The sequence below is a fragment of the Pirellulales bacterium genome (assembly GCA_035656635.1).
Taxonomy (GTDB): Bacteria; Planctomycetota; Planctomycetia; order Pirellulales; family JADZDJ01; genus DATJYL01.
The window spans coordinates 1-18308 of record DASRSD010000154.1; the positions used below are offsets into that span (position 1 = coordinate 1).

The window sequence follows — 18308 nt, forward strand, 5'->3', positions numbered from 1 at the left end:
CACCCGTATCACAGGCGGCAAGTACGTCTCGACGAAACTCCCTCGAATACGGTGCCACAGCAACCTCCTTGTTCAAGTTGCTGCGTAGCTTAACTAATTTGCCGGCATGGCGCTAGAGCTAGATGAAGAGCGCTCTAGAACATTTGCTTCAGCCGGCTGGCGACCGAAGTGGCATGAATGGGCGGATTGGGCTGTTGCGCTAGTTGCCGCCAGGCGCTTACGTCGTTGCCCAAATCTTTGCCGGTCACCTTTTTCAGGCTGGCGACAGCACAAAACTGCATGGCTGGGTCGGAATCTTCCAGAGCCCGCCCCAGCGCAGCCACGGCCTCTTTATCGCCCGCAGTGGAAAGCGCCTTGGCGGCCGACAGGCGGACGTCTAAATCCGTATCGCCGGAAAGTGTTTCGGCCAACATCCGGGTGGCTTCCGGACTAGGCCGTTTACTCCACGTTTCGCAACAGGCACTGCGAATTTCGGCCTCAGGATCTTTCATGCCCGCATACAAAATAGCGTTTGCCGAAGGGGTGTTCATGTGAGCCATCATGGTGATGATGGCCATGCGGACGTTGAAATCGGTCTCGTTGGGCATCTGGCGCGCCATTTCGGCGGCAAATGCTTCTTGCTCTTCCGGCTTGGCCGTCGCCATTTTTTTCGCCCGCTCCTGCATGTTCGTAATGCGTTGGATGGGAGCAGGTCCGTATTTTTTCAACTGCGCGGTTTGGTCTTCTCCAAAGGGCCACGCGCCGCCGAACCGCTTTGCGCAACCGGGCAACAATAGCGCAGCGGCAACCAGCGCGCTGGTTAGCGCAGACCGAGTGCGGCCGGAAAAAATGCAGCTCATGAACGGTTGATCGATGAGAGAAACAAACGATGCCTAAACTACAAGACGCAGGCCCGACGTGGACGACGGGCCGATAAGCGGGCGAACTATAGCGGAAGGGGGCCGGATAGCCAAGACGATTCTGCCATAGGATTTGCCTGCATCCGTTGCAACCTGTTATGATGTTTCCCAGATAGGCGGGGGCAATTCGGCCTAAATAGGTGAAATTGCTAGCAAATTTTGGGCTTCTCAATTTATCGGGCCAATATGGCGCCCGTTTTGACGAATTGCGTGTGGGAACATCTATTGCGAGATTAAGTTATGCCAGAACCACGCGAACATGCCCAAAATCGAGGCTGGATCGAAAGCATCTTGCGGCGCATTCCTGGCTTCAAAGGGTATTTGGAGAAAGAATACCGCCGCGACAGTGACGCCTTACAGCGCAGTTGGCTGGCCGATCGGCTGCAGCGCGCCAAACCGGCGCTGGACGCATACGGGCGGACGTTGGTCGATGCCAAAAAGTTAGATGCGCTAACGCAGGTAGATCATTTCAAATCGCGGCTGGATAAAAACATCAGCCGGTTGCGCGGCGCCATGCAAGGTTACAGTGGATTCTTCGATTTGGTCCAAGTCAATGAGGGGCTCCTGGATCGGATGTATCAGCAAGATGTCAAAACCATGGACACGGTGGAGATACTTGCCGCGACGATTGAAAAGCTGGCCACTGCCACCGCCGATACTCCCGCTCCGCTGCCGGCATTGAACGACCAACTTGGCCAGGTGGAGCAAGCGATTGACCGTCGGCAAGATATTTTAAAAGGACTGGAATGAAAATGACGAATGACGAAATCCCAATGACCAAGTTTTAGCGGATCGCAGATTGGTCATTGGTGCTTGGTCATTGGTCATTCATGAGGCATTGAACTTCGTCATTTTTTCCGTGTTCAAGTTAACTTCCACTCATTCTCATTCACTGATTCATTATGTCTTTTCGCCTGGAAGTCATTCAGTTCTTTGACAATACCGGCGCGTCGCTGGTGCAGCGGATTCCCGAAGAAGGATCGGCGGACATCAAATACGGCGCGCAACTGATCGTGCAGCAAAATCAAGAAGCGGTGTTTTTCCGCGACGGCAAGGCGCTCGATTGCTTCAGCCCGGGCCGGCACACGCTGACCACGCAAAACGTGCCGCTGATTACGCGGATTCTGACCATTCCGTGGGAAAAATCGCCGTTCCAAGCCTCGGTTTACTTTTTCGGCAAGCAAACTTTTTTGGATCAAAAATGGGGCACGCCGCAGCCCATTCCGCTGCGCGATGCAGAATTTGGCGGCATGGTGCAATTGCGGGCCAACGGAAAATATTCGTTCCGCATTGTCGATTCGTCGCTGTTGTTAAACACCTTGGTCGGCACACAGGGAAAATACACTTCCGAGCAGGTGTCGTCCTTTTTGAAGGACGTAATCAGTTCGCGGCTGCGCGATTTACTGGGTTCCCTGGGTCTGGGCGTGTTCGATTTGCAAGCCAAGGGGAACGAACTGGAAGCGGGCACCAAAGCCAAAGTTGCGGACGATTTCGGCAAGTACGGATTGGAGCTCGTCGATTTCATTATCAACGCCGTCACCCCGCCCGACGATGTGCAAGATGCCATTAACGCGCGCAGCCGCATTGGAGCGCTGGGCGGATTGCAAGCGTTCACCATGTATCAGGCGGCCAACAGCATGGCCGAGCTGGCCAAGCAAGGAGGGGGCAGTATCGGGGCGGGCGCCATGGGCATGGGCATGGGCGCCGGTTTCGGCATGATGTTCCCCGGCATGTTGCAACAGGCGATGCAAGGCATGCAGCCAACGCCGCAAGGAGTGCAGCAGGCTTCTCAAGGACCAGTGCAGCCGCCGGGCGGTGCGACCATGTTTGCTCCGCAGGCTGCGGCCCAAGCGGCCGGAGTGCAGTCGATGGGAGCGCAATCGATGGTGGCCGATCCCAAGCAATTGGTCCGGAGTGTGGCGCAATCGTCGAACTGGCCAGTGACCGAAAGCGGCGACCAGTGGCAAATTGTTGTGCCCATCGGTCCGCTGCGAAAGCAAAAAGTGAACGTGCAGTTTGACGCCAAAGATGCCGAGGGGAATTCGATCATCGCGTTCAGCTCCGTGTGCGGCCCGGCCACCAGCCAGAATGCCATGGAGCTATTGAAATTCAACACGCAAATGGTTCACGGCGCCTTTGCGGTGGTTTCCTCGCCCACCGGCGATGTCATTGTGGTGCAGGCCAATCAACTTACCGCCACAGCCGAACCGCTGGCAGTGACCAAGGTGATTTCCGCCATTGCCTGGCAGGCCGATAAAGTCGAAGAAAAACTTTCCGGCAGTGATGCAAATTGAATCCACCGCGCTTCGCCGAAAATCGTTCGGCGAGACCCTTTACCGTGCGCCGGTGGTTGCGCTGGCGCTGATTCTCCTGACGGCCGCCGCGCTGCCGATTGCGGTGTATCAATTGATGCATGGCAGCGGTAAGGACCGTCTGGCCGGGATTGCGCTATTTATGGTGTTGGGCTATGCCGCGGTAGGAGCAATCCTGCTGGTCATCTGGCGGTTTGGGTTGCGAAGTTCGGATTCCGGCGCGCGCCCAACTGGATTATCATAGAAATATGCTGCTGCTGCGATTGAGTTTGCGCAGAATAGAATTTCGCTCTGCCGTGTTGAGCGCCGCGCTTGTTTTGTGCGCTTGTGTTACGACCTTGGCGGTCGACGAAGTTGCTTTTCGCCGCGACGGCCAAACGAACCATCTTTCCGGCAAAGCCGTGGTGCAGGCTCAAGACGGCGGCATCATGTTGCTGACGCCCGACGGAAAGTTGTGGAATATCCTGCCAAAGGAGTTGATCGATCATCACGAAGATGACAAACCCTTTGTGCCGCTGACGGCCGAGCAGTTGAAAAAGCAAACACTGGCCGACTTGCCTGCCGGATTCGATACGGTAAAGACGGCTCATTACTTAATTTTTTATAACACTTCACGCGGCTATGCCCTGTGGTGCAGCGCGCTTTTCGAACGGCTGTATACGTCATTCATCAGCTTTTGGACGCACCGAGGTTTTAAGCTGCACGAGCCGGAGATGCCGCTGGTCGTGCTAATTTATGCGAATCGCGGAATGTACGCCAAGCAATCGGTCGACGAATTACAGGGCAATTCCAATCGCGTGATGGGTTTTTACAGCCTGCAAACCAATCGAGTCAAAACCTACGACCTGACCGGAGCAGAATCGCTGCACGACAGCAGCGACAACAAGCGGTTAGATGCCGCACAAATTAACGATTTGTTGTCGCGGCCGGAAACCACAATGATGGTGGCCACGGTCATTCACGAAGCGACGCATCAAATTGCTTTCAATTGTGGCTTGCAGCAGCGGTTCGCCGACATTCCGTTGTGGGTGTGCGAAGGCTTGGCCATGTACTTCGAAACACCTGATCTGGGCTACGGCAAAGGGTGGCGCACAATTGGAGAAGTGAATCCGTTGCGGTTGCAGCGATTTCAAGAATATCTGTTGAAGCGGCCGGTCGATTCCTTGCAAACGCTGATTGTTGATGACAAGCGCTTTCGCAGCCGCGATGCTCAGCAGGCCTTGGATGCGTACGCCGAGGCTTGGGCATTGAATTATTTTTTGCTGCGGCTGCACACCAAAGAGTACGAGGCCTATCTGCAGCGGCTGGCGGAGAAAGAGCCGCTGTGGTGGGACGATCCGGCAGCGCGGTTGAAGGAGTTCAAAGCCGCGTTTGGATCCGACTTAAATACGCTGGACGCCGAATTTGTGCGGTACATGGCGCGGGTGAAGTGAAGTGGGCGCTCGCCCATCAAACGCAGCGGCGTTGGGCTTCAGCCCGTGCGTAATTGGGCTTCCACGCGGCGGAGTGCTTCATCCACCTTACAGCGCGCATGCGCTAGCTCAATTTCCGATTGGCCGTCGATCCAACCAGTCACTCGCTTATGAGCGGAGATGACCGTGCTGTGGCTGCGGCGACCGAAGTACTCTCCGATTTCCGACAGACCCGCCCGCGTGTATTTTCGCGCCAACCACATGGCCAGCATTCGCGCCGTACTAACGGGCTTGGCCCGCCGCGGCGATTGCAAGCTTTCCTTGGGCAAGCTGAAGACATCGCACACTGCCCTTTCAATGTCGACCAATCGAACCGTCCGGCCGCTGTGGCGAAGGATGTCTGCCAATGTTTCTTCGGCGAAAGCATGGTCGATCGCGCATTCTAACAAGCGGCTGGCAGCATGCAGCCGGTTAACAGCTCCGGAAATTTCACGCGCCCCAGGAGTAACCTGCGCGGCGACAAATTCAGCCACGGGAGCGGGCAATTCGATCCCCAATCGCCGGCCGAATTCTTGCGCCAGCAAACAGCGCATACTTTGATCCGGCGCCTCCAGAGAGCAAACCATGCCGCTGGCTAAACGGCTGCTAAGCTCCGTGCCCAAGCCCGTTAATTCTGCCGGTGGACGATCGGCAGCGAACACCAATTGCCGGCCCTCGCGCAGCGCTGTGTCGATGGTATGCAGCAACTCTACGAGCGTTCCTTTTTTGCCTGCGAAGAATTGCAAATCGTCGATCAGCAACACGTCAACCGTGCGATACTTGCGGCGGAAGCTCGGCATGCCGCCGCCGCGGGAGGCTGCCACGTAAAACGTCGTAAACTGCTCCGCCGACAAATACACGCAGTTCCGGCCTCGAACCTGCCCGCGGGCCGCCGTCCAAATGCCTTCCAGCAAATGAGTTTTTCCGGAGCCGTGCGGGCCATACAACAAGAGAGGATTGAGCGAACCGGGTCGCTCCGCAATCATTTGTGCCGAAGCATGCGCCAAGCGGTTTGCACCGCCGACGACAAAGGCGGGCAAGGTAGCAAACCGGCGACGCGGCAATGGCTCATGTTCTGCAACCGCGGGCAGGCCATTGGCGTGTGGCGCGATGGAAAAACCATTGTTTGATGGACAAACTTTCTTAATCGGGCTGTTTTTTCCAGACCGACTAACTTCGCGCAGCGGATTTTCCAAACCGAGGACCGGAATACTCGCCGGGCCGTTATGAGACGGCGTTTGATCGGCCGGTGGGCTTGCAATAGGCGTGGATTTGGCAGCCAGTTGCTCGTCCATCCGAAATTCCACCTTCGCCGCATCATTGGCCAATGCTTCGCGGCAAGCGGTTTCTAGGATGCAACGGTAATGTTGCCGCAGCCAATCTTGCAAAAACTGGCTCGAGGCTTCGACCAACAATGTGTTGTCATGGAGAGTGAGCCGAGTGTTCGCGCCGAACCACAATTCGTAGCGCTCCTGACCGAGCTGCTTGGCAAGCAATGCCAGCACGGTCGGCAAAACATCCTTGCTCATAGTCGATTCCTGAACCGAATTGTGCGCGCAACCCGTCCGCAAATCGCACCGTGTTGGTCGCGACAGCTCGCTGGAACGATTGGTAAACTTGCCGCGAAGCGAAGGGAAACGGCGCGCTTGTCGAAAACAAAATCCAGCTAATCGATGGCCCGAATCCTTGGAGCGAGTTCCAGTCATTGCAAGACCGGGCCAATGGATTCAGGCAAGAAAATCGAGCGTTGGAAATTGTTCAAGGACTTGCTGTATTTCGCCGTGTGTTGCGGTTGTCGTGTCACCCAAAGTGCACGATTTTACTTCCGCTAGCGGTGCTGTCAAACCACCCGCTAACAATTGTGCGCAACTTTTTTTTCCTCGCGGCGACGAGCGGCAAATTCTTCGGGAAAATGGTTGCACTAATCGGAAGAGAGGTCCAAAATTTATTTTCGTCCGCGACTTCGCAACGTGGAAAACGTGTTTGATTTTTTTTTGCGAGCGACCATGTCGCGCGGGTTTCTTCGCGATCGAATGCAAAATAGTTAGTTTTCCGCGGAAATTTCACGTAAAAAAACGCTGCGGCGATCCCACGTTTCGAAGCCCGCTGCAGCGTACATCGAAATTGCCGGAGAATTAGTGGCATCGACAGCCAACACCATCCGCTCGGCAGATTTTCCGCCAGCGGTTTTCTCGGCGTAATTGAAATTTCCTGCCTGCCATTGGGCGTAGCGCACAATTTCCAGACCCCAGCGGTGGCCGCGCGCTTCGGGAATTAGCCCCATGTAAACCAATTCACAATTGGAATGCATTGGATGATCGGCCAGCAACAGGCAACCCATATCGGCATTTTGCTGTCGAACAAAAAACCACCTCGCCGGATTGAAAATTCCCACAGACTTATAGGTTAAAAGCACATCCTCCACTGAACGCAAACCTTGGATGGCGGGGCAATCTTGCGTGTTTACATAGGTCTGCTGAACAATTGTGGCCAAGCGGGCCATGCGATCGGCCGACACGTTCCCATTTTCTACCGTTCGCACTGAATCCACAGCAGTTTGCAAGTTTTTGCCGAGCGGCTCGAAAACTAATTCACTTTGCGGCTCAGAGGTGGGAAATTTGTCGCTTAAACTGACCAAATACAACAAATCGGTCGTGTATTTGAAGCCACATTTTCGCAGCCATTCCGATGGCGTCCCTGCATCGGTATCCAATAACGCCTGAACCAGCCGCACACCGACGCCGGCAGCCTTGGCAATGGCTAAATCGATAAGTGTTGTGGCCGTGGCGGCCGGCTCTTCAGACGCCACGCCAGGCGGCCACAGCGAGGCCACACGTCCCGGCAGCATCTGCACCCAAATGGCGGCAACCAAAGCAGAACCACGCTTGGCCACAAATAACAGCTGCCCCTCGCCTCCGGTGCGTTCTATTTCCTCTTGAGCAGCGGCAATTTGCAGAGGTCGCGCCGTTTCGTCTAGCCAGTTAAACAGCATCTGCAATGTCTCCGGCAATTCCTCCGGACGAGCAACACCAAAACTCAACGGAGTGGATGCTTGGCCGGGCATGGTAGATGGATCCGCTGCGGCAGACTTGTTTGGCATAATCGGCAGAATACGCCCCCCGGGGGCTTCTGTCACGCTCGGATTTGATAGAAGCTGTATAATATCGCCAAGAATGATTTCTAACCGGGGAGCGAGATCATGAAAAACATTCGCTTATTTTGCGGTGCGATCGTTCTGATGATCGTCTTGCCGGCCTTCACGGCGATTTTTGCTCACGCGCAACCGATGCGGCCGCCGGAAATTTCCGCACCCGACGCCAAACAAATCGGCGCCGAGCCGGGTTACTTGGGCATGGTAGCCGATGATCGCCAGGAAAGCGGCCAGGGAATTCGCGTGAAAGATGTCGATCCTGACAGCCCGGCCGCCAAAGGGGGTTTGCAGGCTGACGATTTAATCACCGCGATCAATGGACAACAAGCACATTCGCTGGAAGATATGAAAAACATTCTCGGGGCACAAGCTGCCGGCACGCCGGTGAATTTTCAAGTGCAGCGACAGGGCGCCACGCAGAATGTCAATGTCACGCTGGGACGCCGCCCGCCGCCGGATCAGCGGCGCTTTCAAAGCTTCGGTCGCATTCCCGATGCTCCGGTCGGACAAGAGGGACAACCTATGGGCGGCCAACCGCCGGGCGCCTCTGCCTCAAACTCGGGACAATCGTGGCCAGCCGGCGGAATGAGTGGTTCGCGGCTGGGTTTGGGCGCATCGGGGCCGCCGCCATTGCTGGGAATTCGTACGCTGCCGGTAACGCAACAGGATCAACTGCGTTTGGGTTTATCTTCGACGGCAGGAGCGCACGTAATGTCGCGCACGCTGGGCTCGCCCGCCGAAAAAGCGAATATTCCGTTGGATGCTGTCATTATGGCGGTGAACGGCGCGCCGGTGGGCACGCCGAACGATCTCACCGCGCTTTTGGCACGCGCCGGAGCTGGAAGCGAAGTGGAACTTACCTATATGTACAACGGCAAGCCGGTGAGCACAAAAGTTACACTGGCCTCCGGTTCTGTGGGAACAGAAATGAATGGCTGGCAGCAGCAGGGGCAATCGCCATTGCCGCAACCGCCGATGCCCATGTTGGGCCAGCAGCGGCAATACGGTAGCCAATCTGGCTCAGTTGATATCGGCCACCAAGGCAATGTGCCACCCCGATCTAGCGACACGCAGCAGCAATCGTTTGACGGGCAGCAACGGCCAGGCGATGCGCAACGGATTGAAGCATTGGAGCGCCGCGTGCAAGAGCTGGAGCAGAAAGTACAGGAACTGCAACAGCGCTTGCAGCAACAAGAAAACGGCCCACCGCGCGGAACATAGGCTGAAAATCGCAGGCAGTGTGGTCGTGCAAAAAGCCATTATGCCGCTTTGTTGTAGGGGAAGTAATTATCCCAGGCGTAGTCTAATTTTTCCAGCGCTTCAGTCAGCGGCAGTGCAATATAGCGGCCATCGGCGACCTGCCGAACCAAATTCATACGGATCAGCTTGGCCAGCGCGTCATCCACTTCGAAATCGATCGGGCGGCCCAAGCTTTCACTCAGAAACAGTTCAATGCGCTGGTCGAGTTGGGCAGCCGTAAATCCGCCGTCGACAATGCTGATGGATTGGGTGTGATTTTTCCAACCGAGTTCGTCGGCGGTGGAACCGCGCACATCCAGCTTGCGCCACAAGAAATAATAGGCCAGCACGGCTTCGCGGTTTTCTTGCTCTTCGGCTTCATCCAGAAGCCTCGACAGAACGCCGGCGTTGTTGTCGAGATTCAAAAAGTACAAGCTTTCCGTCAAATTCAGCTGATACTTTTGCTTGGTCTGCAAGTAGCCGAAGAACGATTTCACCCCGTAGCCGCAAGTTACGCCCAGCACTACTAAAATTCCGTAAACTCCCGCCGCCGCCGCCAGCAGCGCGCCCTTCAAAGCTTTATAAATCGAAACCACTACGCCCGACACCGTGGGCATGACGATTTTGATGCGGTCTTTCAGCGACATTTTCACACGGGTGCCGGGCAACAGCATTTCCAAGTCGGGCTTGGGAATATCTTTGAACAGCTTGATGAACACATCGTGCGTGTCGAAGTTGCGGGTGCTATGCACGCCGGGCCGCAAGCGAAAAATTAACACTAACCGCTGGAAGGTGGGCACCTGCGCCTCTTGCCAGCGGTAGAACCATTTCCAATCGCGGTATTGTTGCGGTTGTAGAACTTCGCCGCGGCTGTACATTTCCAACCGCTCAAAAAAATCGAAATCGACTTCCAAACTCAGTCCATGATGGCTGACGGAATTCATGGCCGCTTCAATATCTTCGCGAGAAAGCCGTCGAAAGTTGGCCCGTTCCAGGAGCCAGGAAAAACGATCGAACAGCAAATCGAGTTGTGCCCGCCGCTGCGCATCACTTAAGGTGGCCGTATGGATGGTGTCGGCATCAGGATCAAACGGAGCATAGGCGCTTTTCAGGCTCTCAAAATGCTCCAAATATTCAAAGTGCAACGTGGCATCTAGCAATCTACAAAACTGTCGAAAGCCGCTTTGCTCGGCCGACGACAGCCCGGGTTGCAAACACAAGCGGTCGAAGAGTTCCGCTTTGCGCCAGGGAATGAAGTGTTCGAGATTGGCAGCAGTGGCGATTGGTCTTGCGCACGCAATTGTTTCAGCGACGGCGGTTGGTTCTGGTGAGTGGTCCATACCAGTTGTTTTCGACACAATTGCCGGGCATTCTCAAGACGATGGAATCCACACTCTGCATGCTAGCACGACGAAACCTGGAGGGAATCGTTCAATGAATTACCGAACCGGCGCGAATATGGCCGGCGAGCAATCAATGCCTAGCCGACAGGCATCACTTGCCCGGGTCGGCTAAGTCATCTTTATCGAGCTGGTGGACGCCGAACGAAATCAATCCGGCACGGTCGGACCGACTCATTTTCTCCAAACGTTCCAAAATCTCTGGCCGCAAGTAATCCCCGGTCTTGCTCTTCTCTCGCAGTGCTTCGATTTCCTGTTTTAGTACTTCGTGGAATTCTTCAAGGGTTTGTGTGGGCTTGTTCCACCGGACCCAAACCTGATACGGCCCGCCGGGCAGAATTTCTCCATGAGCGCCGTTTTTCACGTTGGAAATTTTCAGCGTCGTGCCATCCGAATGCCGGATGTTAATGACGCCATCCTTGAGAGCTCCCGTCGGAGTCGCATCTTTGAGGTGCAAGAGCGAAAACTCCACTTTGGCCAGCCCCGGAATATCGCACCAGGCCAGCGGGCCGGAACTGACACTCATTTCGCCGATATAATCCTGATCGTTCACGATAACCGGGGACGAAGGAAAACCCCAACTCTGCAATTGAAAGTCACTGACTTTAAACTGCTTCACTGTTGGGAATTCGATAATTCGCGGCGTGAGATTTAGTTTGTATACCCGCCCGGAATCGTCTTTAACAATCTCCAACGATTGAGGATTAAGGCCCGACAAGTCGTACTCGGTTTCCTGGGCCTTGGTTTGCGTATCGCCCCGTTCGGGCGAGATCTTCACCGATACGAAAAATTGCCGCGGCGACTTCAGCCGGCCTGTCAGGCGCACCTCGAAGTTGCGATCTTTGCCTGTGGCGCTGAGAAAGGTAGTTCCGTTGGGGCCGACTCCGCTAACGCCGCCATATCCGCGATACGTGTTGATTTCGTTGCCGGGTTGATAGGAGAAAAGCACAATATCCGCATAGAAATAACCGGTTGCCGTTTCTTCCGATTTCGGCGCGTCAGCCCACGCCTTGGAACCCCACGCCCACACCAGCGAAACAAACACGAAGCCGAAGCAGTTCATTTTTCGTAAACGAATTATCATTGGTTTTCCTCCTGAATCCGGTAGCCAGTTTCTAATTTCAAACGGCCGATGCCGCATAGGTATGTTTCGGTTTCGAAAGATTGCATAACTGGCGATGAAGTTGCTGAATGATCGATTGCAACTGCGCCTTCTGCAGAAGTGTGCTGCGTGGATTGCATGGATTGATTGGCCGCCGCCGGTGGCGCGATCGATGCTTCCGATTGGGCACGAAAAACGGCCAACAGCAAAATCGCGGCCAGCGCCGCCAAGCCGGCGGCAACCGGCACCGGAACCGCGATGGTCCGTCGCCACCACGGCAGCGATTGTTTTTGAGCACTGGTTCGCAGTCGCTCCAATTCGGCTGTCACCGCCAAGCGATTACGAACCCGTGATTCCAAGGGCGGCTCCCATTGCTGCAGCCGAGAGAAAGCTTCTTCCAGCAGCGGATCGTTTTCTGGGACGTCGTGCAAATTTTCCAGCGAATCATTGAAATCGTTCATGGTTTGCATTCCTGTTCAGCAAGGATGGCCTGTAATTGCGATCGGCCCCGATGAATATGGCTTTTCACCGTGCCGACCGGCATTTCCAAAATTTCTGCAATCTCCTCGATCGAGCACTCTTCTACAAATCGCAGCAGCAAAACATTCCGCGGCGCCTGGTCAAGCCGGCTGATTGCACCTAGCGCCCGTTCCATTTGTTCGCGGGCTGCAGCCAATGCCGCGGGCGATGGCCCTGGATCGTTAACGTGGATCGCTTCTGCCAATGGAACCGGCCGCTGTTTTGGCTGCCGCCACCGCCGCAGTTGAATATGCCGGGCGGTGGCGAAGACGAATGCTCGCAATTGACCATAACTTCCGCGCATGGTTGGCAAAGTGCGCACCAGCTGCGCAAAAGTTTCGGCCGTTTGCTCCTGTGCCAGATGATGGTCACGATGATCGGACAGAAAAAAGCGATACAGCGGCGTTTCAAATCGGTCGACGAAAATGGCGTAGGCCGCCGGCACGCGTTGCTTGAGTTGGTCGAGCAATAATTCGTCTGGGTGCATGCGAAACATTCAGCCCTGCGACTGGGATTGCCGCCAGGGAAGTTATTTCCGACCCTGTAGGGTGTCTACTTCACGGCACAGCAAGTTCCGTTGGCATAGAGTATAAGTGCCAAGCGCCGAAAAAAGGTTGCAAAACGTTTCCAATTAGGCACAATGATGGCCGGTGTCAGTAATCGGGGGTTGAGCCAGTGAATAAAATTCCTACGCTCTTGGAGCCACGCATCATGCCGCGCAAATTGTTGACGACATTGTTTTTGGGAATCGTCCTAGCTAGCGGCGCGATTGGTTTCGCAGCTGAATCAGCGGGAAATAAACTCGACTTGAGTTTTGTGCCGGCCGAAGCATTTGCCATCAGTGTGATTCAGCCGCAGCGCATCTTTACCGGTCCGCTGGCGCCGGTGTGTGCGTCGATCATGAATATGGCCGGTGGCAAAGAGAAGATCGGCTTTGATCCGGGAGAGATCGAACAGGCGATGATGATTCTCGGGCTGCAGCCAGATGCCGCGGCAAATCCTAATAAGCCGCCAAGAATTGGATTTGTGATCCGCTTTGTCAGCGATGTCGATCAATTAGCCTGGGCCGCCAAAATTGTTCCGCATGGAACCGATGGCACGGTGGAAGGGCGCAAAGCCCGAGTCAATGCCAACGACTACGCCATGTCGTGTCTGTTTGCAGATGCCAAGACGCTACTCATCGCCAATCAGCCCGATTTACAGTGGTTGCTGAGGGCCAAACCCGGCGACAGCCCGCTACGGAAGTTAGCAGCCAGCGCGGATGACTCGCCGGAGTGGCAATTACTGCTAGCGGTGGAACCGCTACGGCCTGTCGTTGCGCCTGCTTTCGCCGAAGCTGCACAGCAGTATCCGCGACTGGCAGCGCTGCCAAAGCTTCCGACTCTAGCGAACAGCGTTACCGCGAACTTGCGACAGATGCCGCAAGGTGCTGCGATGCAATTCGATGTTATTGCCGCTACGCCCGACGATGCAGCGGCGAAGGAATTGACCGACGACATCAAGGAATTGCTCGACGTGGTCAAAAATCAACTCATCGAGGGAATGCAAACCGGTGCGCGAGCCGCTGGGAGTGCCGGCGGTCCGCCTCCAGCAGTAATCAATCAAATGCAAATGATGAGCAACAAAGTCGTGGCGGCGCTCCAACCGACGCAGGAGGGGAAGCAAGTCAAAATCCATACGGATATTCAATCTGGCCCGGCAACCATTGGCATGGCGGTCGCATTGATCCTGCCAGCCGTGCAAGCGGCGCGCGAAGCGGCGCACCGCACCGAAGACTCAAACAATCTTAAGCAGCTTGGCCTGGCGCTGTTGAATTATGCAGACGCAAACAAACGTTTGCCCGCCCGAGCGATATTCGATAAAGACGGAAAGCCGCTATTGAGTTGGCGGGTGATGATTTTGCCATACTTAGAGGAAAACGAGCTGTACAAACAGTTTCATCTCGACGAACCGTGGGACAGCGAACACAACAAAACGCTGATCGAAAAAATGCCCGACGCTTACAAGCATCCTGAATTTAATGAGCCAGGTAAAACGTTGTACGTGGTGCCCGTGGGCAAGGGGCTAGCCTTTGAAGGGACCGAAGGCTTGCGGCTAAAAGATTTTACCGACGGACTTTCGAATACGATTATGCTCGTTGAGGCAGCTCCTGCCAAAGCAGTCCCTTGGACCAAACCCGAGGACTGGTCGCCCGACGATAATAATCCGATGAAAGATTTGGGGGGCCTATTTGCGGGAAATATCGTCAACATCGGATTCGCAGATTGCCATGTGGATGGCATTTCAAAAGACATCGACGCAGCTGTTTTTAAAGCCCTGCTAACCCGCAGCGGTGGCGAAAAAATTCCTCAATGAAGAGGTCGAGGTTAGCGCTAAGGGCAGTTTTTTAACTAGGTTAGCTTACTTCACCGCCGGGTCGGAAATACTGACCTGCACCATGTAGCGTTCATACGGAGTCGAATTGCGCACAATGGCCGCAGGGCGCACGACTAGCGTGCTAGTGGGCGCGCCGTTCCAACGGATTTCGTAACGCACCACGCCGGGATCGCTGGCGGCGAATTGTTTGAAGTCATAACGATCAACCAGGAGCGCCATTAATCGCTGCGGATCGCCGGTAGTACCGGTGAACGTAATTTTGGCGCACTTCTGCGAAGCATTGAAGTAATACGTGAGCGAACCAGCTAAGTCATCCACGCGCATGCCGCTGATCAGCGCCACGCGCATGCCTTGCAAATTTTCCGCCATCGATCCGGCAGGCATTGGCAGACCCGACGAAACTCGCGGCCAATGCGACAGCACCCATTGGGGTGAAATATCCCAACGAAAGGCTTCGGGTAAATCGACCAGGGGTAATTGCTCGGCTTGCGGATTCACGCCCGCCCCCAGCGGAATGCCGTCAGGCGTAACCGCGGGAAGTTGCGGTATGGCGGAGTAACTTGGGTTCGAACCGGTGGCCGAGACGGGCTTAAATGCGCCCGTATTTTCCGGCGTGTTGGCGCTTGGGCCGCCGAATACGCTTGCTTTTAGCTTCGACCAATTGCTGGCCGCATACGGCACACCGACGGCCGCGCCCAGCACTGCCACCGTCAAAAATAAGCGACGGAACATGGCCGCCTCGAAAAATATCAACTTCACTGGAAATGAACCGACCCGTATCCTGGCATCGTCAAAGCGAGCCAGCGAACGTAAACAGAGAACGCGCGGTGTTGCCATCCGCATGGCGCGCAGAGTTTGCGCGGCAGGAAAGATCACTACGATTAGCGCACTTGGCAGCAAAGAAAAGGAATGGCTAAGCTGCTAGCGGACAGAGGTTGCTGCAGGCCACCTAGGTCGTGTATTGAGCCATGTCGATTTTTGAGCCGTCGGGAGTGGCGTCATTATCGATGTCGAACCAATCGTGCTGGAACTCAATACGCGATTTTTCCGTCGGATTGCGGATTGCTACGTTGGTGGTAAGTGCAATCACGGCATCGCCGAGTGCAACCTTAGGATGACACTTGGGCAGATTCATGGGGTCGGGATGGCGGATGCACCAGGCCCAGTGCTCGATTTCTTCGGTGTAGCCTCGGCTCGGAGGGCCTTCGCCCAATGCCAACTTGCCGACGGCAGCCGCCGCGCCGCCGCTGGCGGTGGTGTCGAGCGTAGGGGCGCCGTCTTTTGCTTTTGCTACGCCGATGCTCGTTTTGGTGTCGCTTCCTTTATACAGCATGACTTCCTGTTCACGGTCCAAAATCAACGTTCCCTTGGTTCCCATCACTACTTCGCCGTAATCGCCGAAGCCATTGCCGTTGATCGAGGAATAGGTGACCCCAATTTTGCGGTTGGGATCTTTCACCTCGGTTTTGCTGCCTTCCTGGAAGTAACCCGGTGCCGGGAATTCGTACATGCAGTACACGTGATCTTCGCATTCGCGGTCCATCGGGAATAGCGACCGGCCGCCGACTGCCTGCACGGTGAGCGGCAACGCTTTCCCGCCTTCCGGTCCCATGGCGCTTACGAAAATTCCAGAAGCGTCGAGCTGATGGCTGCCCAGTTCGGCCATTAAACCGCCGCCGGTGCGTTCCCACAATCGCCAACGGATGAGTTCTTCCTGCGCGCTGCGGCTGTAGCCGTTGGGGAGCTGGGTGTCGTTGTAACCGTACTTTTTCGCGTCATCTTCGGTGATGTCGGCAATTTGGGCCGCCGTTTGGTCGAGACGCTTGCCCAACTGCTCCAAATCTTTCGCGGAAAGAGGTGCGCCGTCTTTGGTCTTGCCCGTCTTCAATTGGTTTTGCAGATCTTTCAATTCGCTGGCCAAATGCGGATCGCTTGGCAGCGGCGGTTGCCAACTATCGTGCCCAGGCAAGTTGCCGCGGTGCCACTGGGCGCGAATGCAGTGGACTTCGCCGATTAGCCCGCGTCGGATGGTGTCGACGGCATTATCGTACAGGATGCTGTAATGGCGCTGATGGCCTGTGGCGAGCAGCTTGCCCGTTTGCTGCGACACGCGGGCCATTTCTTTGCAATTGGCGACGCTGTGCCCCATCAGTTTTTCTGTGAGGACGTGCAAGCCCGAATTCATGGCTAAAATGGCCGCTGGCGCGTGCAGGTGCAAAGGCAGGGCGATAATTACGGCTTCGATGCCGAGCTTATCTTTGTCCGCAATTAAATCTGCATAATTGCTGTACACTTTAACATTTTTTCGCGCGACATCTTCCGAATCCCAGCCATACTTGGAGAGCAATCCGGCGCGAACTTTCATGGCATTGGGACTGGAGCAGTCGCCGTGGAACGCGCGGTGGACATTGTAAGGGCGAATGTCGGCAATGGCGGCGACTTCGATGTAATCGGGCGTAAGTGATCCCAGCAGCACGCCCCCTTCGTCGCCCGTGCCCAAAAATCCAATGCGCAGCGGCTTATCAACCTTGGTGTATTTAAAATACATTGCGCCCAAGCCGGCGCCGGAAACGACACCGACGGCCACTGTGCCCATTAGGAATTCACGGCGAGTCAGTTCGCTGCCAATAGCGGAATTGAAATTTTCTTTGCCCAGAGAACGTTCTTCGGGGGTCAAGCTGTTCATGGTTTCGAGGGAGGCTTATGAGCTGAGAGACAATGGTGATTGTTTCGAATCGGGCCAGGCATCTTTTCCTACCGAGCGCGAAAGGGTCGAAAGAAGACGTGATGAATGAAAAAATCCACACCCGCCCAGCGGCCTACCGCTGATGAGGCCAACGCCAACAACGCCACGCATTCGACGCCTTGGTAATAAGTTTCCACGCTGCCAGCGACCCAGGGAGGCTGCGTAGCGATGACTGTCACTAAAAACAATGCCAACGCCAAGGCCGACAATCGCGTGAACAAGCCGATCATCAACAGGCCGCCGCCGACAATTAGCAGCCAGGTAACCGCGGTATCGATTTTTTGCAATTCGGTTTTGGTCTGCGGAGCTTGGCCCAGCTTCAATTGCTCTGCGTTGCGCAACACGAGTAAATCGCGCTGATAAGCGGTTTCCAAAGCGTGGGCATCGCCCAGCCAATCGGACGGGTTGCTGTTAACGGTATCCGTTACGCCGGGTTCGCCTATTGGGTTTTGCTCCCTGTTGGATAGCCGTGTAATTTGATTGGGAATTTCTTCAGCCTCGGGCTTGGAACCCAGGCTTACGTTCCGGGAAAGTTGATGGCGGTAAACAGTGATATCTGCCTCGGCGTTGGCGAGCAGATTGGCCAGTTGCTCGGCGTAATGATCGAGCAATTGATCGCTGCTCTGCTTCTGTTCGTCGCTGAAGCGATAAAAGTTCGCAATTTCGTCGCGGCGAAGTCTCCAATCACCAATTACCTGCCTGTACCACTGGCCATAAATCCGTGAGTCGGCTGGGTTTGGTTTCGCAACGGCGGCTTTAGGAGCAGGCTGGGGGTTGCCTTCATTCGGCTGGGCGGCAGATTTGGCTTCAGCGGGGGCGAGTTCTATGTTGTCGGCCTTGCCCTGGGGGCTTCCTTCGTTAGGAAGTGGCTGGGGTTCGGACGCCAGCGGCACAGCCAGCAAAACATCCCATTTGTGAAAACCGGGCGCATGCGATTGGAACTGTTCGGCCAACGGACCTTTCGCCTGCCGCAGAAAGCCCTCGCTCGACCAGTGAGGGTCGTTTTTGTGCGACAGCCCTTCTTGAAAAAAGTGCCACCCAATGACCACGCGCAGCGCCACCATTAGCACCACCGTGAGAAAGCCAATCGTATAGGGTCGCGGATTCAAAGCG

At 55.4% G+C, this 18308-nt stretch carries 16 protein-coding genes; 6 read left to right on the forward strand and 10 right to left on the reverse strand.

What is annotated here, in order from left to right; genetic code table 11:
- Positions 1–134: 134 nt before the first annotated feature.
- Entirely contained in the window at positions 135–839 is a 705-nt protein-coding gene (locus tag VFE46_15520) for a HEAT repeat domain-containing protein (GenBank protein ID HZZ29406.1), read from the reverse strand.
- A gap of 300 nt (positions 840–1139) precedes the next feature.
- Between VFE46_15520 and VFE46_15525 the strand changes: the two genes are divergently transcribed.
- From VFE46_15525 to VFE46_15540, 4 genes are all read left to right on the forward strand, one after another.
- Positions 1140–1649, forward strand: coding sequence for a hypothetical protein (locus VFE46_15525; protein ID HZZ29407.1), 510 nt, complete (start codon positions 1140–1142; stop codon positions 1647–1649).
- 152 nt (positions 1650–1801) lie between these two features.
- A complete protein-coding gene (locus tag VFE46_15530) occupies positions 1802–3193 on the forward strand; it encodes an SPFH domain-containing protein (protein ID HZZ29408.1) in 1392 nt (463 codons plus the stop codon).
- Positions 3183–3455, forward strand: coding sequence for a hypothetical protein (locus VFE46_15535; protein HZZ29409.1), 273 nt, complete (start codon positions 3183–3185; stop codon positions 3453–3455). Before VFE46_15530 ends, VFE46_15535 begins: the two co-directional genes overlap by 11 nt.
- 4 nt (positions 3456–3459) lie before the next feature.
- On the forward strand, positions 3460–4644 hold the full coding sequence (locus VFE46_15540; GenBank protein ID HZZ29410.1) for a DUF1570 domain-containing protein: 1185 nt from the start codon (positions 3460–3462) through the stop codon (positions 4642–4644).
- Positions 4645–4682: 38 nt separating this feature from the next.
- On the opposite strand, the gene VFE46_15545 is transcribed toward VFE46_15540, so the two are convergent.
- Positions 4683–6191, reverse strand: coding sequence for a DnaA/Hda family protein (locus VFE46_15545; GenBank protein ID HZZ29411.1), 1509 nt, complete (start codon positions 6189–6191; stop codon positions 4683–4685).
- A gap of 515 nt (positions 6192–6706) precedes the next feature.
- Complete coding sequence (locus tag VFE46_15550) at positions 6707–7726, reverse strand: GNAT family N-acetyltransferase (protein ID HZZ29412.1); 1020 nt, start codon at positions 7724–7726, stop codon at positions 6707–6709.
- 135 nt (positions 7727–7861) lie between these two features.
- Between VFE46_15550 and VFE46_15555 the strand changes: the two genes are divergently transcribed.
- Positions 7862–9034 (forward strand): PDZ domain-containing protein, encoded by a 1173-nt coding sequence (locus VFE46_15555; protein ID HZZ29413.1) that lies wholly within the window; start codon positions 7862–7864, stop codon positions 9032–9034.
- A 38-nt stretch (positions 9035–9072) separates the two neighbouring features.
- Here the strand turns inward: VFE46_15555 and VFE46_15560 are convergent, their stop codons facing one another.
- The 4 genes from VFE46_15560 to VFE46_15575 all read right to left on the reverse strand — a co-directional run bounded on the left by VFE46_15560 (position 9073) and on the right by VFE46_15575 (position 12569).
- On the reverse strand, positions 9073–10392 hold the full coding sequence (locus VFE46_15560; GenBank protein ID HZZ29414.1) for a TMEM143 family protein: 1320 nt from the start codon (positions 10390–10392) through the stop codon (positions 9073–9075).
- Positions 10393–10546: 154 nt separating this feature from the next.
- On the reverse strand, positions 10547–11536 hold the full coding sequence (locus VFE46_15565) for a hypothetical protein (protein ID HZZ29415.1): 990 nt from the start codon (positions 11534–11536) through the stop codon (positions 10547–10549).
- Positions 11533–12015: a hypothetical protein gene (locus VFE46_15570; protein ID HZZ29416.1), complete on the reverse strand. Its 483-nt coding sequence runs from the start codon at positions 12013–12015 to the stop codon at positions 11533–11535. The genes VFE46_15565 and VFE46_15570 overlap by 4 nt, the downstream gene beginning before the upstream one ends.
- Positions 12012–12569, reverse strand: coding sequence for an RNA polymerase sigma factor (locus tag VFE46_15575; protein ID HZZ29417.1), 558 nt, complete (start codon positions 12567–12569; stop codon positions 12012–12014). The genes VFE46_15570 and VFE46_15575 overlap by 4 nt, the downstream gene beginning before the upstream one ends.
- 215 nt (positions 12570–12784) lie before the next feature.
- On the opposite strand from VFE46_15575, the gene VFE46_15580 reads away from it, so the two are divergent.
- Entirely contained in the window at positions 12785–14428 is a 1644-nt protein-coding gene (locus VFE46_15580) for a DUF1559 domain-containing protein (protein HZZ29418.1), read from the forward strand.
- A 45-nt stretch (positions 14429–14473) separates the two neighbouring features.
- Here VFE46_15580 and VFE46_15585 read toward each other — a convergent pair whose 3' ends face one another.
- From VFE46_15585 to VFE46_15595, 3 genes are all read right to left on the reverse strand, one after another.
- The gene (locus VFE46_15585; GenBank protein HZZ29419.1) at positions 14474–15181 is read right to left on the reverse strand and encodes a DUF6690 family protein; all 708 of its coding nucleotides are present in this window, start codon (positions 15179–15181) and stop codon (positions 14474–14476) included.
- Between the two features lie 217 nt (positions 15182–15398).
- On the reverse strand, positions 15399–17135 hold the full coding sequence (locus tag VFE46_15590) for a Gfo/Idh/MocA family oxidoreductase (GenBank protein ID HZZ29420.1): 1737 nt from the start codon (positions 17133–17135) through the stop codon (positions 15399–15401).
- A gap of 68 nt (positions 17136–17203) precedes the next feature.
- Positions 17204–18308 (reverse strand): hypothetical protein (locus VFE46_15595; protein ID HZZ29421.1); only part of this gene is annotated, 1105 nt, incomplete at its 5' end.